The following is an 18,389-nucleotide window of genomic DNA, read 5'->3' as shown; positions in this document are numbered from 1 at the left end:
CGAGCCATTGGCGACTTCGACCGAGCTGGACCTGACATACCCAGCGGCGCCGCCGGTGCCGGCGAGTCATTCGGAGGTTTCGGACCCGCGCCGAACCCAACGCGCCCAGTGGCGGCGCCTCGTTTCACGACGCGCTCGAAGGTCCCCTGAGCGCCCCGATCGAACGTGCCCAGTGGCGGCGCCGAGTTCAGCGAGGCCCTTGGAGGTTTTGGCCCGGCCCTGCCGTCCGTCCTCGAAGCGCATGCGGCGCAGCCGCGAGTCTCGAGGGCGGACGGTAGGGCCCAAGGGGGCCAAAACCCCGCGCGCCGAAGGCGCGCAATAAACAGAGCGCTGTGTTTAGCATGGGGGATGCAGCTTGTGCTCCGGTTGATCGGCACGGCCTTCGCCATCTGGCTGGCCGCGCTATGGGTCGGCAAAATCGAGATCATATCCCCGCCCGATCAGGGCAACGGCGCGAAAATCATTGTCCTGCTCGCGGTGGCGGTGGTGTTCACGGTGGTGAACGCCTTCGTCAAACCGTTCGTGAAATTGCTGTCACTGCCCTTGGTGATCCTGACCCTCGGTCTGTTCCTGCTGGTGATCAACGCGTTGATGCTGTGGCTCACGGCATGGATCACCGAGGCCACCGATTACGGCCTGCGGATCGACGGGTTCTGGGCGGCGCTGCTGGGTGCCATCATCATCACGGTGGTGAACTGGGCCATCGGGATTCTGCTGCCGGACGACTGAGGGGTTACGCGCCGAACCCGAGCGCTACCGCGGTGAGCGCGGACCAAGCCAGCATGGCCAGGCCCGAATCGCGGAGCGCCGGGATCAACTCCAGTCCGCCCCGGTCCGCCCGGACCGGGGCGTTCGCGCGCACGGCCAGCGGTACGGCCAGCAGGCCCGCCAGCGCCCACGGGGTGCGGGCGACAAGGATCAGGGTCATCACGAACGGGGCGGCCAGGAGCGCCAGATGCAGGGTGCGGGTGCGGGTATCGCCGAGTTTGACGGCCAGGGTCGTTTTGCCGGATTCGGTGTCGGTCGGGATATCGCGCAGGTTGTTCGCTACCAAAACCGCGCTGGAGAACGAGCCGACCCCGACGGCCAGCGCGAGGCCCGCCCAATCGATCCGCCCGGCCTGGACGAACTGGGTGCCGAGTACCGCCACCAGACCGAAGAACACGAATACCGCGATCTCGCCGAACCCGCGGTAACCGTACGGTTTGCTCCCGCCGGTGTAGAACCAGGCGCCGGCGAGGCAGACCGCGCCGACCAGGATCAGCCACCAGGCCGACAGCGCCGCGAGTATCAGGCCCAGTACCGCGCCGAGGGCGAGGCTCGCCACCGCCGCGCCGCGCACCGCGGCGGGCGCGGCCAGACCGGAACCGACCAGCCGCAGCGGGCCGACGCGTTCGTCGTCGGTACCGCGGATACCGTCGGAATAGTCGTTGGCGTAGTTGACGCCGATGATGAGCGATATCGAAACACCCAACGCCAGCAGCGCTTTCCACCAGACCGCGCCGTCGATGGCGGCCGCGGCACCGGTACCGGCGAGGACGGGGGCGATCGCGTTCGGCAGAGTGCGGGGCCGGGCGCCCTCGATCCATTGTGCTGCGGTAGCCATCCCCGCAGCCTAATGGGCGCGACCGGACGAAGCCCGTTCGCGCAGCGCGCTCGCCCGGAGCGCCCCGGTCCGTATGACCGTTACTTGCCTGATCCGTCTACTTGCCTGATCCGTCCAGCAAGGGCATTCTCGACATCAGTTGGACTGATCTTCCACTCGGCGGGTAGTCGCCCGGCGAGGCCGATACGGAGGAGAGGAGCCCACAATGGCCCAGAACAAGCTTTCCAGGACGGTGGAACCCGGCACCTTCGACGCGGTGTCCGAGGCCGACCGCGCTGAACAGGAAGCACCGGCCTACCCCGACGACGCCCCGTACACCGATATCGATCCGCGTTCGGTCCCGGAGGATATGCCGGTTCCGGAGGGCGCCGTGTCGTCCCCGAGCACGCGGGATGTGTGGCACGCCGACCCGGCCGATATCGCCGAACAGTCCATCCCGGTGCCGCTGGAGGACGACTACGACGGCGCCTACGGCGACGAAGAGCCCTGAGCCCGAGATCAGGAAGCCGAGCCGGCGAGCAGGTGCTTGCGTAGTTCCGCGCGGTCGGGTTTACCCGGCCCCAGCAGCGGGATCTCGTCGACGAGGGTGAGTTCGCGGGGCGCGGCGACGGCGTCCAGTTCGGCCAGCACATGGTCACGGAGTTCGTCCAGCGTCGGGGTCGCGCCCGCTGCGGGGACCACGGCGACGGCGACCCGCTGCCCGAGGCGTTCGTCCGGCAGTCCGAGCACGACGCACTCGGATACCGCGGGATGGGTCGCGAGCACCGCCTCCACTACCTGCGGGATCACCAGCAGGCCGCCGGTGCTGATCGCCTCGTCGAGCCGGCCCTGCACGCGCAGTACGCCATCGGTGAACTCACCCGCGTCGTCGGTGCGGAACCAGCCCGGTTCGGCGAAGGCGGGGTGGTCGGGCATATTCCGGTACCCGGCCGCCAGCATGGCGCCGCCGAGCAGGATCCGGCCGCTGTCGATCCGCACCCGGGCGCCGCTCAGCGGGACCCCGTCGTAGACGCAGCCGCCGCAGGTTTCGCTCATCCCGTAGGTCCGTACGACGTTGATGCCGGCGTCGCGGGCCCGCTCGTAGAGCGGCAGCGGCGTCGCGGCACCACCGATCAGCACCGCATCCAGTTCGGCCAGCGCGGCGGACGCGGCGGGCGCTTCGAGTACTTTGACCAGCTGGGTCGGCACCAGCGAGGTGTACCGGCGGTCCCCGCGCATGCCCGCGATCGCGCCGGTGAGCGCCTCGGGCAGGAAACCGCCGGAGACATCGACCACCGTCGGTTCGGTCCCCGCGAGCAACGAGCGCAACAGCACCTGCAGACCGGCTATGTGATGTGTCGGCAGCGCGAGAAGCCAGCTGCCCGGCCCGCCCAGTCGTTCGTGCGTGGCATCGCCGCTGGCGCGTAACGCGGCGGCGGTGAGCATGGCGCCCTTGGGCACGCCGGTGGTACCGGAGGTGGTGACGACCAGCGCGATATCGTCGGAGATCGGGTCACCGGGAGCGAGCGCGTCGCCCAGGCGGCGGGCTTCGCGGCGATCGCTGGTCGGGACCGGCAGCCAGGCCGCCGAACCGCTCCCGTCGAGAACCTGCCGCAGATGCGGCAGGACGTCGCTGACTCCGCTGCCGGTGGGTATGGGCAGGGTACGCAGGGTTTTCGTCACGGCCGCGCCTTGTCCCCGGCGGACCGGAACACCAGGGTGCGCTCGCTGTACTCGCTCACGGCAGCGATGGTGTCACGGCCGCGGGACCCGGTACAGCAGGGGTCGGCGCTGCCGGGACGGGATGCCGGAGCCGGATGGTCGGATGGGGCTGGGCCAGACATGGAACTGCGATTCACTCGTCGGACGGTACGAAGGGGTCGCACCGGGCGTCGGTGATCGGGCGGCCATCCGATCGTATCGTCGCCCGGCGGACCCGGCGTTGGCAACCCGGGAGAAACCGGTACCGGATCCCGGTCAGCGGTTATCGCGCCGTAGCGGATGGTCGTCCGGCACTTCTACCAGCACGATCGGCACACCGTCTGGATCTTTCAACCACATTTCGATCAGACCCCACGGTTCGGTCACGGGTGCGCGGTCGATCGCCACGCCGTTGAGCGCCAGCTCGACGGCGACAGCGCCGACATCACGCACCTGCAACCAGAGGGCGCCCGCGAATCCCGCCGGATCGGCCTCCGAACTGCCGTGTCCGGCCACCTCGATCAGCGACTGCCCGGCGAAGAACACAGTTCCGCCCGGGTACTCCCGGAAAACGGCCAAACCCAGGGAGTCCCGGTAGAACGCCAGGGTGGTCGCGTAGTCGCGGGGGCGCAGGATTATCCGGCTGCTGAGGATGTCCATCACCCGCGAGTTTAGGCGGTGGTGAGCGGTGCCGGAAACTCAGAAGTACCAGGGGTAAGGGGACCAGTCGGGGGCTCGCTTCTCGAGGAAGGAGTCGCGGCCTTCGATGGCTTCGTCGGTCATGTAGGCCATGCGGGTGGCTTCGCCGGCGAAGAGTTGCTGGCCCACCAGGCCGTCGTCGGCGAGGTTGAAGGCGTATTTGAGCATGCGCTGGGCCTGGGGGGATTTGCCGTTGATCGCCGCCGACCATTCCAGGGCGACATTCTCGAGTTCCGCGTGGTCGACGACCTCGTTCACCGCGCCCATGGCGTGCATTTGCTCGGCGGTGTAGGTGCGGCCGAGGAAGAAGATCTCGCGGGCGAATTTCTGGCCGACCAGTTTGGCCAGGTAGGCGCTGCCGTAGCCGCCGTCGAAACTGCCGACGTCGGCGTCGGTTTGTTTGAACCGGGCGTGTTCGCGGCTGGCCAGGGTCAGGTCGCAGACCACGTGCAGGCTGTGGCCGCCACCGGCCGCCCAGCCGTTGACCAGGGCTATCACGACTTTGGGCATGAACCGGATGAGCCGCTGGACCTCCAGGATGTGCAGCCGGCCGGCACGGGCCTTGTCGACAGTGTCGGCGGTATCCCCGCTGGCGTACTGGTACCCGCTGCGGCCGCGGATCCGCTGGTCGCCGCCCGAGCAGAAGGCCCAGCCGCCGTCCTTGGGGCTGGGTCCGTTTCCGGTGAGCAGGACCGCGCCGACGTCGCCGGTGGTACGGGCATGGTCGAGGACCGCATAGAGTTCGTCGACCGTATGCGGCCGGAAGGCGTTGCGCACGTCCGGACGGTCGAAGGCGATCCGGACCGTGCCCTGCTCGATATGCCGGTGGTAGGTGATATCGGTCAGGTTTTCGAACCCGGCCACGTCGCGCCACAGCGTCGGATTGAAGGTCATGGGGGTGATTACATCAGGCGCGCCGGAGGCCGTGGTGCTCCGTTGACTTCACCACATCTCGGCCGAATTCTTTGGACGCCGTAAAATTCGGAGCTACCGTGCCTATATGAGCGAGCAGACCCAACCGACGATCGATGACAGCCTCGTCGACGAGGATCGCCTCGCGCAGCAGCTGCCGGCGCCCGCTGCCGAGAGGGCGGTTTCGCGGACCTCGGCCGCGCAGGCGGCGGACGACTACGAGCGGCACGGCGGGTGGCCGAAGATCACCCCGGCGCAGGTCGGACCCGAATTCGGCGAGTTCGTGGCGGCCATGCGCACGCTGCAGGACCTGGCGGTGTCGGCGGATGCCCCGGATGAGGTCTTCCGGGAGGCCCGCGACCGGGCGAACGCCCTGATCGATCTACTCGAACCGTTCCGGGCCCCGGAAGCGCAGGGACCGGCCGGCCGCGCCGTCGAACTGCCCGGGCGTGGCAGTCTGCTCCTGCTGCCCTGGCGCCTGGTTTCGGCCGGCCCCGACGGCATCGTGATGAAGGGTGTATTCCGCCGGTACCACCTCGGCGGGAATTCCGCCGCGCACGGCGGTGTACTGCCCCTGCTGTTCGACGACCTCTTCGGGATGACCGTGCACTATGCCGGCCGCCCGATCAGCCGGACTGCCTTCCTTCATGTGAACTACCGGAAGGTCACACCGCTGGACACCCCGCTGACCGTGCGCGGCCGGGTCGAGCGGGTCGAGGGCCGGAAGACGTTCATCAGCGCCGAACTGGTCGACGAGGAAGGGACCGTTCTCGCCGACAGCGAAGGCCTGATGGTCCAGCTCCTGCCCTGGCAGCCGTAATTTTGGCGCGCCTCCGGCGCGCGGGGTTCCGGCCCCCTTGGGCCCTGCGTTCAGCCCTCGAGACTCGCGCCTGCGGCGCATGCGCTTCGAGGGCTGAACGCAGGGCCGGGCCGAAACCTTTAAGGGCCTCGTAAGACTCGGCACCGCCGCTGGGCACGTCAGGTTCGATCGGGGTTATCGGACCCTCGACGGTATCGCTGGACTCGGTGCATTCCTGGATCGGTGTGCGGGCCGAAATGCGTTCGTGTGGATGGTGCGTATAGTTGCGTTGCCCGTCCATACGAGTACTGATCCGGAGGATCCTTAAATTGGTTGCAGCACTGTCTGAATCACTGCTTGACGAGGCGACTCGCCCGGCCTTCCTCGCCGACGCCGTCCAGGTCCTGGATGCCGAGGTCTCCGATAAAGGTGGTGCCTCCGGTCTGGCCGTGAAGGGTGGGTACGCGGCGGTGAAGAAGATCAGCCCGTCCATCGTGCCCGATGCCCTGGAATCGCTGGCGCCCAAACTGCTCGAGCAGTTGGAACCGTACTGGGGCGAATACCAGGCCGGTGCCAATGGAAGCTTCGGCGAACTGCTCGCTTCGAAGGGTGACGAGGTGGCCGAGTCGCTGCTGACCGTCACCGATGCGCGGGCCGCGGCCTCCAGCCGTCCTGCCCTGCAGAAGGTGTACAACTCGATGCGTTCCTCGGCCAAGAAGAACGTCATCGAGGCGCTGCCCCGGGTCGGCGATCTGGTGCAGAAGTACGCCGGATAACGGTTTTTCGGCACGGATTCCGTCGCGCCGAGGCGCGGCACGTGGGGGGCCTCGACGACGAGGTCCCCAACGGGGGAGTTCTACGGGCCCGGATATCGGGTCGCGGGGGTTGCGCCGCCGGTCGGGTGATATCCGCGCGACCTGCACTCATGGTGTGAGCAGGGTGACGCAGACGCGGCGGCCGGGGTCTGACAGGCTGGAGGCGTGAATCCGTCAACAGCGCAAGCGCGGGTGGTCGTCGACGAACTCGCCCGCGGTGGGGTTCGGGACGTGGTGTTGTGTCCCGGTTCGCGCAATGCCCCGCTGGCTTTCGCCCTGCAGGCCGCCGACGCGGCCGGTCAGCTCCGGCTGCATATGCGCATCGACGAGCGGACGGCTGGATTCCTGGCGGTCGGCCTGGCCATCGCCTCGGGCGCGCCGGTGCCGGTGGTGATGACCTCGGGCACGGCGGTCGCCAATCTGGGGCCCGCGGTTCTGGAAGCGAACTACGCGCGGGTGCCACTGATCGTGCTGAGCGCCAACCGCCCCTACGAGATGCTCGGTACCGGCGCGAACCAGACCGTCGAACAGCTCGGACTGTTCGGTAGCCAGGTCCGGGCCACCATCAGCCTCGGTCTCGCCGAAGCCGAACCGGCCGCCGAATATCCCCGGCAGAACAGTGTGTGGCGTTCCGCGGTGTGCCGGGTACTGGCCGCCGCGCGCGGGACCCGCTCGGGCAACGCCGGCCCGGTACATTTCGATATCCCGCTGCGTGAACCGCTGGTGCCCGAGGCGGGCGGTGCGGAGTTCACCCCGGCCGGTCGCGGCGTGGACCTGCCCTGGACGGCGACCCAGTACGCCACGCTCGATGTTCCGCTCGATATCGACCTCACCCCGGATACCGTGGTGATCTCCGGACACGGCGCCGGCCTGCGTCCCGAACTGGCGGCTCTGCCGACCGTTGCCGAACCCACGGCGCCGGTGCACGGCCCGCCGCTGCATCCACTGGCATTGTCACTGCTGAAACCGCGGCAGGCGATCATCACCGGTCGTCCCACCCTGCACCGGCAGGTGTCGAAGGTGCTGGCCGATCCCGAGGTTACGGTGTACGCCCTGACCACCGGGCCCCGCTGGCCCGATGTGTCGGGCAATGTGGTCGGTACCGGGACCCGGGCGGTCACCAGCGGTGCGCCCACCGCGCAGTGGCTGGCACGCTGCCGCGAACTGGATCTGCGGGCGCGCACCGTGGTCCGCGAAGAACTGACCCGCCATCCCAAACCCACCGGCCTGCATGTGGCCGCGGTGATCATGGACGCGTTGCGCGAGGGCGACCAGTTGCTGCTGGGGGCGTCGAATCCGGTCCGTGATGCCGCGCTCGTCTCGGCGCCGAAACCGGGTGTGCGGGTCCTGTCCAACCGAGGTGTGGCGGGTATCGACGGCACCGTGTCGTCCGCGGTCGGCGCCGCGCTGCACCACCCCGGGCGCACCATCGCGCTGATCGGTGACCTCACCTTCCTGCACGACGCGTCCGGTCTGCTGATCGGCCGCGGTGAACCCCGTCCCGAAGACCTCACCATCGTGGTCGCCAACGACGACGGTGGCGGTATCTTCGAACTCCTCGAACAGGGCGACCCGCAGTACGCGGGTGTTTTCGAGCGTGTTTTCGGTACTCCGCACGGGATGGATCTCTCCGCGTTGTGCGCGGCGTACCGGATTCCGCACCGGCAGGTCGGGTCGGCTGAACTGGCTGCCGAACTCGCGGGGCCGGCCGGCGGGTTCCGGGTGCTCGAGGTGCTCACCGATCGCACGGGTCTGCGCGAGCTCCATGCCGCGGTGCGCACCAAGATCAACGCGTAGGGTTGCCGTCCCGTAGGTCCACGGCGCGATGAATTCGCACCGGTCGTCTCGTCTCGACTACAGCAGCCCTGGATCGAGGAGACCTCATGCACCCCGAATTCGACCTGTCGCCCGCCGCGGATGCGATGGCCGATATCGTCGCCGCGATCGACGACACGCAACTCGATGCGCCCACTCCCGCCCGTATCCCCGTGCGTGCCCTGCTCGACCATGTGAGCGGTTTGGCGGAGGCGTTCCGCGCGGCCGCCGGCAAGGAGTCGCTGGGGGCGACCGCCGCCCCCGAGTTCGGCTCCGGCGCAACGCTCGACTCCGAGTGGCGTGTCACGGTCCCGGCCCGGCTCCGGGCGTTGTCGCGGGCCTGGCGGGAGCCCGAAGCCTGGACGGGGGATACCGAAGCCGGTGGCGTCGCGATGCCGGCCGGAGTGACGGCCCGGGTTGCCCTGGACGAGCTGGTCATTCACGCGTGGGACCTGGCGCGGGCGACCGGGCAGGAACTGAAAGTGAACGATTCGGATCTGGCCGTGCTCCTGGACTTTCTGAAGGACACCCCGCCGGAGGGCACGCCCGGCCTCTTCGGGCCGAGCGTGCCGATGGGGCCGGCGGCCCCGGCGTTGCACCGGGTACTCGGGTTCACCGGCCGCGATCCGTTCTGGATTCCCTCCGCGCGGTGAACCGGCCGGTGTAGGACTCCGGCGGCGGGTGGGCTGTGCCCGGCGGCACCGATTAGGCTGGCGGCGTCATGGTCGCCCTCCTGTTCGCTCTCGCCGGGTTCGCGTTCATCGATTCGCTCGACCTGCTGCTGGTGGGGGTCACCGCGGCGATCGTGGTGGACAGCAGGCTCGGCCGGAAGTCGCCGGTTCCCGGTGGGGTGAGTTTCATCGCCGGGGTTTTCGCGGTTACCACGGCATTCGGACTGCTGGCCGTGCTGGGGATCGACTTTCTCACCGATCTCGTCGATTTCGAATTGACCCCTACCATCCATGCCTGGGGCGCATTGGGTTTCGGTCTCGCGCTTCTCGTCGTCGCTTGCCTGCCTCCCGGCGCGCAGGCCGAACCACCGCCGTGGACCGCGACCTTCCGGCGCCGCCCGTGGTTGCTCGGCGTCCTCGGGATAGCCATCGGGCTGGCCCAGGCGCCGACCGCGATCCCGTATCTGGCAGGCCTGGCGATGATTTCGGCGCAGAATCCGCTACCGACGCTGTGGCCGCTGATCATCGTCGCGTACTGCGCACTCGCGCTGGTGCCCCCGCTGGTTGTTCTCGCCCTGGCCACCCGCCGCTCGCGGGCGGCTCAGCGGTTCTATCGAAAGGTACTGCGCGCGGTCACCAGGTACGGCCCGGTGTCGGTGCGTATCGTCTTCGTACTGCTGGGGATCGGCCTGCTCGCCGATGGCGCACTCCACTCCGAGCATCTCTGGTGAAGGCCCGGCCCGCTGGTGGCCGGGGACGCTGTCACGTTGCGGTGCGGACGAAAATACCGGCCGCGGCGGCGCTCGCGGCGGCCTCGGCCGCGACCCGGACGGCCCGGTCGTCTATCGGGTCGCCGCTGGCCAGCAGGCGGTAGTACAGCGGCCCCGATACGGCGGTGAGCACAACGCGGGGGTCCGTGCCGGGTGGTGCCTCGCCCCGGGTGACGGCGTCGGTGATGCAGGGCGACCATTCGGTGAGCCGGACATCGTAGAACCGGTGCAGTGCTTCGGCGGCGGCGTCGTCGCAGGTGGCCGCGGCTATCACGGCACGGAATAGCCGGCCTTGCCGGGGATCGGCGAGGGTCTTCGCCACCAAGCGGGCGTTGGCCTCGAGGTCGCCGCGCAGCGAACCGGTGTCCGCGCGCGGCAGCGACTGTTCGGCCATGTCGAGGAGCAGATCGGTGATCAGGCCGGTCGGGGTGCGCCAGCGGCGATAGACGGTTGTTTTGCCGACTTCGGCCCGGGCGGCGACCTCCGCGAGGTCGAGCCGGGCGAATCCGTGTTCGGCGAGTAGATCGCCCGCGACCCGGAGCACTGCCGCGCGTACGCGGGCGGTGCGGCCGCCGGGGCGGACGGATCCGGGGACCGTCTCTTCAGCAGTCATAACGGGACTCCAGTTTCATTTGTGTCCGATGAGGTGTATGTTCGAGTCACTAACGAAACTCTAGACCCTTTAGGAGTCGAGATGGAATACCGTCGACTGGGAGCCTCCGGCTTGCTCGTACCCGCGCTGAGCTTCGGTGCCGGCACCTTCGGTGGCCGCGGGGAACTCTTCGGCGCGTGGGGCGATACCGATGTCGATCAGGCCCGCCGGCTGGTGGATATCAGCCTGGACGCCGGCGTCACGATGTTCGACACCGCCGATGTCTATTCCGACGGCGCCTCCGAAGAAGTGCTCGGCGCCGCCATCCGCGGCCGGCGCGACCGGCTCCTGCTGTCCACCAAGGCGAGCCTGCCCACCGGACCCCGCCCGTTCGATGCGGGGTCGGGCCGGTCCCGGCTGATCGGGGCCGTGGAAGCCTCCCTGAGCCGGCTCGGTGTCGAGCACATCGATCTGTTCCAGTTACACGCGTTCGACGCCCGGACCCCGGTCGACGAGGTACTCCATGCGCTCGACGACCTGGTCCGGGCCGGCAAGATCCGGTATCTCGGCGCCTCCAATTTCGCCGGCTGGCAGCTGATGAAATCGCTGGCCGCCGCCGACCGGCACGGTCTGACGCGCTATATCGCCCACCAGGTGTACTACTCACTGGCCGGGCGCGACTACGAATGGGAACTGATGCCGCTGGGGCTCGCCGAAGGCGTGGGCGCGGTGGTCTGGAGCCCGCTGGGCTGGGGCCGGCTGACCGGCAAGATCCGGCGCGGGCAACCGCTGCCCGCCGGGAGCCGGTTGCACCGGACCGCCGAGGCGGGTCCCCCGGTGGACCAGGAACATCTCTACAACGTCGTGGACGCGCTGGACGAAATCGCCGCCGAGACGGGCCGGACCGTGCCCCAGATAGCGCTGAACTGGCTGCTCTCGCGCCCGACCGTGAGCACCGTCATCGTCGGTGCCCGCAACGAGGAGCAGCTGCGCCAGAATCTCGGTGCCGTCGGCTGGGAGCTCAGCGCCGGCCAGATCGCCCGGCTGGACGCCGCGAGCGCGCTCACGCCGCCCTATCCCTACTACCCGTACTACCGGCTGCCCGATTTCACCCGGCTGAACCCGCCTGCCGTGGCGGTTCAGTAGACGTCGCGGACATAGCGTTTCTCGGCCACCAGCTGCTTCTTGAAGGCCAGTGCGCCGTCCTCGTCGAGTTTGCCGTGGATCCGGGCGATGCGCAGCAGGGCGTCGTCCACATCCTTGGCCATCCGGGCGGCATCACCACAGACGTAGAAATGTGCGCCGTCGCGCAGCCACGACCACAGCTCCGCGCCGTGTTCGATCATGCGGTGCTGCACGTAGACCCGCTCCCGCTGATCACGGGAGAAGGCCAGGTCCAGCCGGGAGAGATGCCCGGACCGGAACATATCCTCGAGTTCGGTGCGGTAGTAGAAGTTCTGCGCCGCGTGCTGGTCGCCGAAGAACAGCCAGTTCCGCCCGGTGGCGCCCAGCGCGCGGCGCTCGTGCAGGAAACCACGGAACGGTGCGATACCGGTTCCGGGGCCGACCATGATCATCGGCACCGCCGGATCCAGCGGCGGCCGGAAATGCGGCGCGCGCTGCAGGAAGATCGGGATCGGTGCGGCGGTCGCGCGATCGGCGAGGAATGTGGAGCACACACCACCGCGCCGGGCCGCCGAACCCGCGGCCCGCGGATCGCCGTACCGGACGATCCCCACGGTCAGCTCGACCTGGTCGGGAGTGACCAGCGGACTGGAAGAGATCGAGTACTGGCGCGGTTGCAGCTTTTTCAGGACATCGAGCCATTCCACCAGGTCGGCCCGGACGGGGAAATCACGCAGCACGTCCACCAGTTGGCGGTCCCAGAGGTATCCGGCCAGTTCATTGCGATTGTCGCGGCGCAGCAGTTTCGCCAGCCGGTTGCTCGGATTGTGTTCGGCCACGAATTCCAGCAGATCCCGGGAGACCTTGGCAATGTCGTAGTGCGTCCGCAGGGCTTGTTCCAAGGGCAGTTCGGTGCCGCCCGCGGTGACCGTCCGGCCGGCGTCCAATCCGGTCGCGCCGAGAAATTCGGTGACCAGCGACGGACAGTTCGCCGGCCACACCCCGAGCGAATCGCCCACCTCGTAGCGGGCGGCCAGCCCCTCGAGGTCGAAGGCGATACGCCGGACTTCCTTGGCGGCGTCCGGTGTCGTCAGCACCTCGTTGCGGGCCAGCGGAGCCGGAACCGGCGCGGACCGGGTGAACGGCGCCGGCGCTGTACGGTGCGCCTGCGCGGGCGCGCTGCGCTCCAGAACGCTCGTCGCCGTGCCGCCACCGGACGGCAATCCGATACCCGCGCCCGGGACGTCACCGCGGCGACCCGCGCCCGGATCACCGGTACGACCCGGGGCGGCCCCCTCACCAAAGCTTGTCCCCGACTCACCGCCGGAGTCACCGGTGAGGACCGCGATCACCGTGTCCAGCCAGTCCGAACCGGGTTCGGCGAAATCGGGCTCGCAGTCCAGCCGCGGCAGCAGCCGGGTGGCGCCGCGTTCGGCGAACGTCCTGTCCAACCGCCGGCCGTGCCCGCAGAAATCGTCGTAGGACGAGTCCCCCATCGCGAACACCGCGAAGCGCACCGCGGTGAGCCGGATAGCGCTCTCGTCGAGCCGGGACCAGAAATCGGCGCCGTTGTCCGGTGGTCCGCCGTCCCCGAACGTACTGCTGATCACCAGAACATCGCCGGTCAGTGCCGCGAGCTCACAAGAATCCATATCGACGAGCCGGGGCCGGAAACCGGATTCGGTCAGCCGCTGGGCCACGGTGGCGGCGAACTCCTCGGCATTGCCGGTCTGCGACGCCCACAGCACCGTCACCACCGGATCCGGCTCCGCCGCAGCGGTGTCGGCCGGTGCCGCCGAAGCCGCGGGCTCGATGCGCGAATACATGCCCGCCAGCAAGCCGTCCACCCACAGCCGGCTCTGCGTCGACAGGGGCGCCGATGCGGGGAGCACCGGTTGTCCGGCCACCGGCAGAGTCTGCAGGGCCGCGAGGTAGCCGCCCAGGTAGATCCGTTCGGTTTCGCTCAGGGTGGGGGTGGCGGCCGCGTCCAATCCGAGGGTCGCGGCCAGCGGATGGACCCCGGCCGCGGTGTCCACGGATTCCGGCCGGGCGCCGGACGATTCCGGGGTCTGCGTGCGGACCACCGGGGCCACCCGCCGCAGCGCTACCGCGCAGGCCTTGAACTCCGGTTGCAGGGAATCGGCGTCGACCGCGTCATTCGTGACGGCGTTGATCGTCAGGTATTCGCCCTGTTCGTCGTTCCAATGGAACGGGGCGAAACAACCGCCGGGGCGCACCCGGTCGCTGATCCGGACGGGCAGCACCGCGCGACCCCGGCGCGAGGCGATCTCGACCTGATCGCCCGGGGCCAGCCCGAGGTCGCGCGCGTCATCGGGATGTACCTCGGCGAACGGTTCGCGGTTCAGCTTGTTGAGCTTGTCGATCCGCCCGGTCTTCGTCATCGAATGCCACTGATGCTGCAGGCGGCCGGTATTGAGCAGGAATGGGTAGTCGTCGTCCGGCATTTCGGCCGGCAGCATATGCGGACGCGGCCAGAACACCGCCCGGCGGCTCGGGGTGGGGAACGCCAGACGCGGCCGGCGGCCGTCGTCATCGACGAACAGGGTCTGGCTCACCCCGTCGTTCAGATAGCGAATCGGGTTGCGGCGCCGATCGGTATCGGGGCACGGCCACTGCGCGGGGCCCTCCCGCAGCATGTCGTAGCTCATCCCGCGCAGGTCGTAGCCGGTGGCCGGATTGGCGAACTGCCGAAGTTCGTCGAACACCTCGGCGCTGGAAGCGAAATCGAATCCGGGAAACCCCATGGCGGTAGCTACCTGGGCGATCAGCTGCCAATCCGGGCAGGCTGCACCGGCCGGCTCGACCGAACTACGCAGCAGCGTGACATTGCGTTCGGAGTTCACCATCGTCGCGTCCGCCTCGGCCCACAGGGTGGCCGGCAGCAGGAGATCCGCGTACGTGTTGGTGGCGGTCTCGGTGTAGGTGTCCTGGGCGATCACCAGTTCGGCGGCCTCCAGGCCCGCGATCACCGTTTTCCGGTTCGCCACCGTGGCAACTGGATTGGTGCAGATGATCCACGCTGCCTTGATCGTGCCGGCCGCCATCTCGCGGAACATCTCCACCGTGCCGGTGCCGGCCTCGGTGCGCAGCGTCCCCGGCGGGAGATCCCACGCGGTTTCCACGAATGTCCGGTCGGCGGGGGAGAGCACACTGCGCTGGCCGGGCAACCCGGGGCCCATGTACCCTATCTCCCGGCCGCCCATGGCATTCGGCTGCCCTGTCAGGGAGAACGGCCCGCTCCCCGGGCGGCAGATGGCTCCGGTGGCCAGGTGCAGATTGCACAGGGCGTTCGTGTTCCAGGTGCCGTGGGTGGACTGGTTCAGGCCCATCGTCCACAGGCTCATCCATTCACCCGCCGCGCCGATCCACTGCGCGGCCGTGCGGATATCCTCCTCGGCCAGGCCGGTGATGGCGGCGACCCGATCCGGGGTGTAGTCGGCGAGGAATTCCGGCATCGAGGCCCAGCCCTCGGTGTGCTCGGCGATGAACTCGTCGTCGATATCGCCGGCCTCGACCAGCAGCTGCAGCAGTCCGTTGAGCAGCGCGAGGTCGGTGCCCGGCGCGATCTGCAGGAAAAGGTCCGCGCGGGCGGCGGTATCGGTGCGCCGGGGATCGACCACGATCAGCTTCGCGCCGGATTTGAGCCGGTCGGCCATCCGCAGGAAGAGGATCGGATGGCAGTCGGCCATATTCGCGCCGATAACGAAGAACAGGTCCGCGTGGTCGATATCGTCATACGAACCGGGTGGCCCGTCGGCCCCCAACGACTGCTTGTAACCGGTGCCGGCGCTGGCCATGCACAGCCGGGAGTTGGCCTCCATATGCACCGTCCGCAGGTGTCCCTTGGCGAGTTTGGTCGCCAGGTACTGGGCCTCCAGCGACATCTGCCCGGACACATACAGCGCGATCGCGTCGGGGCCGTGTTCGTCGAGGATGGCGCGCAACCGGCCGGCGGCTTCGCGTACGGCCTCGTCCACCCCGACCGGCTGCGGTTCGACCCCGCGCTCGGGCCGGCGGTAGGCGGTGGTCATCCGGCCGGGCGCCCGGGTCAGCTCGAGATGGGTGGCGCCCTTGGTACACAGCCGCCCGGCGTTGGCCGGATGCAATTTGTCGCCGGCGACCTTGGCGATCACGGGCACGCCGGAGGCATCCGCCCTGGTCGTGACCTCGATCCCGCAGCCCACACCGCAGTAGGAGCACGCCGTCCTGGTCGCACCCGGCTGCGAGCTGTTGCATGCCTCGGACATGTCTCCGATGGTGCCCGCGACCGGTTTCCTCGGGTTTGCCCGATGTTATCGGCGCATCACATTCCACTTCACCGGCGAAAATCACAGCTGTGAGGAAAGTGAACCCGGGCGGTCAGCTACCGAGTTTGTATCCCCGATGCAGGGCGACCACCCCGCCGGTCAGGTTCCGCCATTTCACCCCGGACCATCCCGCGTCCGCGACCCGGCGGCTGAGCCGGCGCTGGTTCGGCCAGTCCCGGATGGATTCGGCCAGGTAGACGTAGGCGTCGGGATTGCTGCTGACCACCCGGGCGATCATCGGCAGCGCCTTCATCAGGAACGTCATGTAGACGGTTTTGAAGACCGGGATGACCGGGGTGGAGAATTCGCAGATCACCAGCCGTCCGCCGGGCTTGGTGACGCGCAGCATTTCCCGCAACGCGAGGTCGGTATCGGCGATATTGCGCAGCGCGAACGAGATCGTCACTGCGTCGAAGGAGTTGTCGGCGAAGGGTAGCGCCGTGGCGTCGCCGGCGACCATGGGCAGCCCGCGGAAACGTCCCGCCGCCAGCATGCCCTGCGAGAAATCGGTGGCCACGCACCAGGCGCCCGTTTTGCCCAGTTCCACGGTGGATACGCCGGTTCCGGCGCCCAGGTCGAGTATCTGCTCGCCCGGCCGGGGGGCGAGGGCCTTGCGGGTCAGCCACCGCCAGTAGCGGTCCTGCCCGCCGGTGAGCACGGTATTGGTGAGATCGTATCGTCGCGCCACCCCGTCGAACATCGAAGCGACCTCGTGCGGTTGCTTGTCCAGCGAGGCCCGAACCGATTGCGTATTCGCCACAGCCCGACCCTACTCGGCGCCCCGGGGGCGTGAGCGAGCCGTTCAGGCCGAACGCGACAACCGGTATTCGGTGCCGATCACCTCGGCGTAGTGCCCCATGAGTTCGGTGCACAGGGCCGGCCAGGTGCGGTGCAGCACCGATTTCCGGGCGGCCGCGGCGAATCGGGCGCGCAGCTCGGGATCGCGCAGGGCAGCAACGGTGCTGGGCAGTAGTTCGGTGAACTCCTCGACCGGCAGCAGGTAGCCGTTGCGGCAGGGGGAGACGAGATCGCGCGGTCCGCCGGCGTCGGGCCCGATCACCGGAACACCGCTGGCCAGCGCCTCCTGCACACCTTGGCAGAAAGTTTCGTGTTCGCCGGGATGCACCATCACATCCAAGCTGGCGTAGGCCTGCGCGAGTTCGTCACCACCGAGTTCACCGGTGAAGATCGCGCCCGGCAGCAGTCCGGCGAGTTTCTGCCGTTCCGGCCCGTCGCCGACGATCACCAGTTGAACGGCCGGGTCATCGGCCAGGACCGCGAGCCGGTCCACGTGTTTCTCCGGCGCGAGCCGGCCCACGAACCCGACCACCAGCCGGTCGGTGCCGCCGAGCCACTGCTGCCGCAACCGCGGCCGCCGGGCCGCCGGTGTGAACCGCACCGCGTCGACCCCGCGGGCCCACCGGTGGACCCGCGGTATCCCGTGCCGGGCCAGATTCTCCGCCGCCGCGCTCGACGGCGCGAGGGTGCGGGCCGCTCCTTCGTGGATCCGCCGGGTCCAGCCCCAGGCCGCGCGACTGGCCAGGCCCAGGCCGTAGCTCTTGGCGAACCCGGCCACATCGGTCTGGTACACCGCGACCGTGGGCAGGTCCAGCCGCAGCGCGGCGGCCAGGCCACCGGCGCCCAGCAGGAAAGGGGAGGCCAGGTGCACCACATCGGCGTCGAAATCGCCGAGGATCCCGACCATCCCCGGCTGCGGCAGGCCGACGGGCAGTGAGCTGATCTTCGGCACCATCACCGCGGGAACCCGGTGCACCGGGAATCTGCCGTGGTGCCGGGGCGCGGGCGGCCGGCCGCGCAGCGTATCGGGCGCGATGACGAGTGCCTCGTGTCCGTGCTGGTCCAGGTGATCCAGCACCCGCAGGACCGAGTTCACGACGCCGTTCATATTCGGGAGAAACGACTCCGCAACGATGGCTACGCGCACCCGCTCAGTCTGCGGGGCCGGGGTCTCCCGGTACGCGTCGCCGATATGACACCGGATCGAAGATCCGGCGAACACTCATCGAACCGGTTTCCGCACGCAACAGCAGCCACAGGACCGGCAGCGTCAGCGCCCAGACGGTCGCCAGCACGGACAGCGCCGGTGGGATCGCGACCCGCACATCCCGGCCGGCCACCCGGACGAGGTCGGGATCGGCGCGGTTGTATTCGACGTTGATCCGTTCCCCGGCTGTCAGGTTGGTCGGATAGAGCACGCCGACCTTGGGATTGTGGGTCACCCCGTCCGGAGTGACATACATCACCGCGGATCGCAACCGGCCGGCGGACAGCACCTCACCCGTTGTTTCGCCCTTGTCCGATTCGATCAGGTAATCGTTGCGCCAGGCCGCGAGAACCAGCAGCACCACCAGCACGCTCACCGAAACGGCGGCGATGAGGACACCGACACGGATCCGCCGCAGGCGTTCGGCCCGCGCCGGGGGGGCCGGGGGTTCGGCGGGTTCGGTCACGGGCGGTTCGTCCAGTTCCTGTACCGGATCGGGCGGCTCGGCCACTTCTGCCTGGTCGGGCACGCTACCTCCTCCGGATTTCGAGACGCCGCCGCGGCGGGGCGCC

General features: G+C 68.9%; 17 protein-coding genes. 8 read left to right on the top strand and 9 right to left on the bottom strand.

Features of this window, described 5'->3' with window-relative positions; all coding sequences use genetic code 11:
• The first annotated feature begins 348 nt into the window (after window positions 1–348).
• Window positions 349–729, top strand: a complete 381-nt coding sequence (locus ACIA75_RS01060; protein WP_397098549.1) for a phage holin family protein — start codon at window positions 349–351, stop codon at window positions 727–729.
• A 4-nt stretch (window positions 730–733) separates the two neighbouring features.
• Here ACIA75_RS01060 and ACIA75_RS01055 read toward each other — a convergent pair whose 3' ends face one another.
• Window positions 734–1,606, bottom strand: a complete 873-nt coding sequence (locus ACIA75_RS01055) for a 1,4-dihydroxy-2-naphthoate polyprenyltransferase (protein WP_397098547.1) — start codon at window positions 1,604–1,606, stop codon at window positions 734–736.
• A gap of 205 nt (window positions 1,607–1,811) precedes the next feature.
• Here ACIA75_RS01055 and ACIA75_RS01050 point away from each other — a divergent pair, with 205 nt between their 5' ends.
• Window positions 1,812–2,096: a hypothetical protein gene (locus ACIA75_RS01050; protein WP_397098545.1), complete on the top strand. Its 285-nt coding sequence runs from the start codon at window positions 1,812–1,814 to the stop codon at window positions 2,094–2,096.
• Between the two features lie 8 nt (window positions 2,097–2,104).
• Here the strand turns inward: ACIA75_RS01050 and menE are convergent, their stop codons facing one another.
• From menE to ACIA75_RS01035, 3 genes are all read right to left on the bottom strand, one after another.
• Complete coding sequence (menE, locus tag ACIA75_RS01045; protein ID WP_397098543.1) at window positions 2,105–3,268, bottom strand: o-succinylbenzoate--CoA ligase; 1,164 nt, start codon at window positions 3,266–3,268, stop codon at window positions 2,105–2,107.
• Window positions 3,269–3,562: 294 nt separating this feature from the next.
• Window positions 3,563–3,946 carry a VOC family protein gene (locus tag ACIA75_RS01040; protein ID WP_397098541.1) on the bottom strand — a complete coding sequence of 128 codons (384 nt, stop codon included), beginning with the start codon at window positions 3,944–3,946 and terminating at the stop codon, window positions 3,563–3,565.
• Between the two features lie 39 nt (window positions 3,947–3,985).
• Window positions 3,986–4,879 (bottom strand): 1,4-dihydroxy-2-naphthoyl-CoA synthase, encoded by an 894-nt coding sequence (locus ACIA75_RS01035; protein WP_397098539.1) that lies wholly within the window; start codon window positions 4,877–4,879, stop codon window positions 3,986–3,988.
• Between the two features lie 106 nt (window positions 4,880–4,985).
• On the opposite strand from ACIA75_RS01035, the gene ACIA75_RS01030 reads away from it, so the two are divergent.
• The 5 genes from ACIA75_RS01030 (at window position 4,986) to ACIA75_RS01010 (ending at window position 9,728) form a co-directional block, all read left to right on the top strand.
• A complete protein-coding gene (locus ACIA75_RS01030; protein WP_397098537.1) occupies window positions 4,986–5,717 on the top strand; it encodes a PaaI family thioesterase in 732 nt (243 codons plus the stop codon).
• 308 nt (window positions 5,718–6,025) lie between these two features.
• A complete protein-coding gene (locus ACIA75_RS01025; protein WP_397098535.1) occupies window positions 6,026–6,472 on the top strand; it encodes a DUF6918 family protein in 447 nt (148 codons plus the stop codon).
• 204 nt (window positions 6,473–6,676) lie between these two features.
• Window positions 6,677–8,308: a 2-succinyl-5-enolpyruvyl-6-hydroxy-3-cyclohexene-1-carboxylic-acid synthase gene (gene menD / locus ACIA75_RS01020; protein WP_397098533.1), complete on the top strand. Its 1,632-nt coding sequence runs from the start codon at window positions 6,677–6,679 to the stop codon at window positions 8,306–8,308.
• Window positions 8,309–8,394: 86 nt separating this feature from the next.
• Window positions 8,395–8,979, top strand: coding sequence for a TIGR03086 family metal-binding protein (locus ACIA75_RS01015; protein WP_397098531.1), 585 nt, complete (start codon window positions 8,395–8,397; stop codon window positions 8,977–8,979).
• A 68-nt stretch (window positions 8,980–9,047) separates the two neighbouring features.
• Window positions 9,048–9,728 (top strand): GAP family protein, encoded by a 681-nt coding sequence (locus tag ACIA75_RS01010; protein WP_397098529.1) that lies wholly within the window; start codon window positions 9,048–9,050, stop codon window positions 9,726–9,728.
• Window positions 9,729–9,759: 31 nt separating this feature from the next.
• Here ACIA75_RS01010 and ACIA75_RS01005 read toward each other — a convergent pair whose 3' ends face one another.
• Entirely contained in the window at window positions 9,760–10,380 is a 621-nt protein-coding gene (locus tag ACIA75_RS01005; RefSeq protein ID WP_397098527.1) for a TetR/AcrR family transcriptional regulator, read from the bottom strand.
• Between the two features lie 81 nt (window positions 10,381–10,461).
• Here ACIA75_RS01005 and ACIA75_RS01000 point away from each other — a divergent pair, with 81 nt between their 5' ends.
• Complete coding sequence (locus tag ACIA75_RS01000) at window positions 10,462–11,505, top strand: aldo/keto reductase (RefSeq protein WP_397098525.1); 1,044 nt, start codon at window positions 10,462–10,464, stop codon at window positions 11,503–11,505.
• Here the strand turns inward: ACIA75_RS01000 and ACIA75_RS00995 are convergent.
• From ACIA75_RS00995 to ACIA75_RS00980, 4 genes are all read right to left on the bottom strand, one after another.
• A complete protein-coding gene (locus tag ACIA75_RS00995; protein ID WP_397098523.1) occupies window positions 11,499–15,752 on the bottom strand; it encodes a molybdopterin-dependent oxidoreductase in 4,254 nt (1,417 codons plus the stop codon). The genes ACIA75_RS01000 and ACIA75_RS00995 overlap by 7 nt on opposite strands.
• A 112-nt stretch (window positions 15,753–15,864) precedes the next feature.
• Complete coding sequence (locus tag ACIA75_RS00990) at window positions 15,865–16,572, bottom strand: demethylmenaquinone methyltransferase (RefSeq protein WP_397098521.1); 708 nt, start codon at window positions 16,570–16,572, stop codon at window positions 15,865–15,867.
• Window positions 16,573–16,614: 42 nt separating this feature from the next.
• Window positions 16,615–17,757, bottom strand: a complete 1,143-nt coding sequence (locus ACIA75_RS00985; RefSeq protein WP_397098519.1) for a glycosyltransferase family 4 protein — start codon at window positions 17,755–17,757, stop codon at window positions 16,615–16,617.
• Window positions 17,758–17,761: 4 nt separating this feature from the next.
• Window positions 17,762–18,283, bottom strand: a complete 522-nt coding sequence (locus tag ACIA75_RS00980; protein ID WP_397100821.1) for a DUF3592 domain-containing protein — start codon at window positions 18,281–18,283, stop codon at window positions 17,762–17,764.
• Between the last annotated feature and the right edge of the window lie 106 nt (window positions 18,284–18,389).

Source organism: Nocardia sp. NPDC051750 (assembly GCF_044453135.1).
Classification (GTDB): domain Bacteria; phylum Actinomycetota; class Actinomycetes; order Mycobacteriales; family Mycobacteriaceae; genus Nocardia.
This window is presented reverse-complemented; position numbering and strand designations above follow the sequence as displayed.

Excerpts from the sequence above, each read along its gene's own strand:
- ACIA75_RS01060 (WP_397098549.1), top strand. The coding sequence starts at position 349 with ATGCAGCTTGTGCTCCGGTTGATCGGCACGGCCTTCGCCATCTGGCTG.
- ACIA75_RS01055 (WP_397098547.1), bottom strand. The coding sequence starts at position 1,606 with ATGGCTACCGCAGCACAATGGATCGAGGGCGCCCGGCCCCGCACTCTG.
- ACIA75_RS01050 (WP_397098545.1), top strand. The coding sequence starts at position 1,812 with ATGGCCCAGAACAAGCTTTCCAGGACGGTGGAACCCGGCACCTTCGAC.
- ACIA75_RS01040 (WP_397098541.1), bottom strand. The coding sequence starts at position 3,946 with ATGGACATCCTCAGCAGCCGGATAATCCTGCGCCCCCGCGACTACGCG.
- ACIA75_RS01035 (WP_397098539.1), bottom strand. The coding sequence starts at position 4,879 with ATGACCTTCAATCCGACGCTGTGGCGCGACGTGGCCGGGTTCGAAAAC.
- ACIA75_RS01030 (WP_397098537.1), top strand. The coding sequence starts at position 4,986 with ATGAGCGAGCAGACCCAACCGACGATCGATGACAGCCTCGTCGACGAG.
- ACIA75_RS01015 (WP_397098531.1), top strand. The coding sequence starts at position 8,395 with ATGCACCCCGAATTCGACCTGTCGCCCGCCGCGGATGCGATGGCCGAT.
- ACIA75_RS01010 (WP_397098529.1), top strand. The coding sequence starts at position 9,048 with ATGGTCGCCCTCCTGTTCGCTCTCGCCGGGTTCGCGTTCATCGATTCG.
- ACIA75_RS01005 (WP_397098527.1), bottom strand. The coding sequence starts at position 10,380 with ATGACTGCTGAAGAGACGGTCCCCGGATCCGTCCGCCCCGGCGGCCGC.
- ACIA75_RS01000 (WP_397098525.1), top strand. The coding sequence starts at position 10,462 with ATGGAATACCGTCGACTGGGAGCCTCCGGCTTGCTCGTACCCGCGCTG.
- ACIA75_RS00995 (WP_397098523.1), bottom strand. The coding sequence starts at position 15,752 with ATGTCCGAGGCATGCAACAGCTCGCAGCCGGGTGCGACCAGGACGGCG.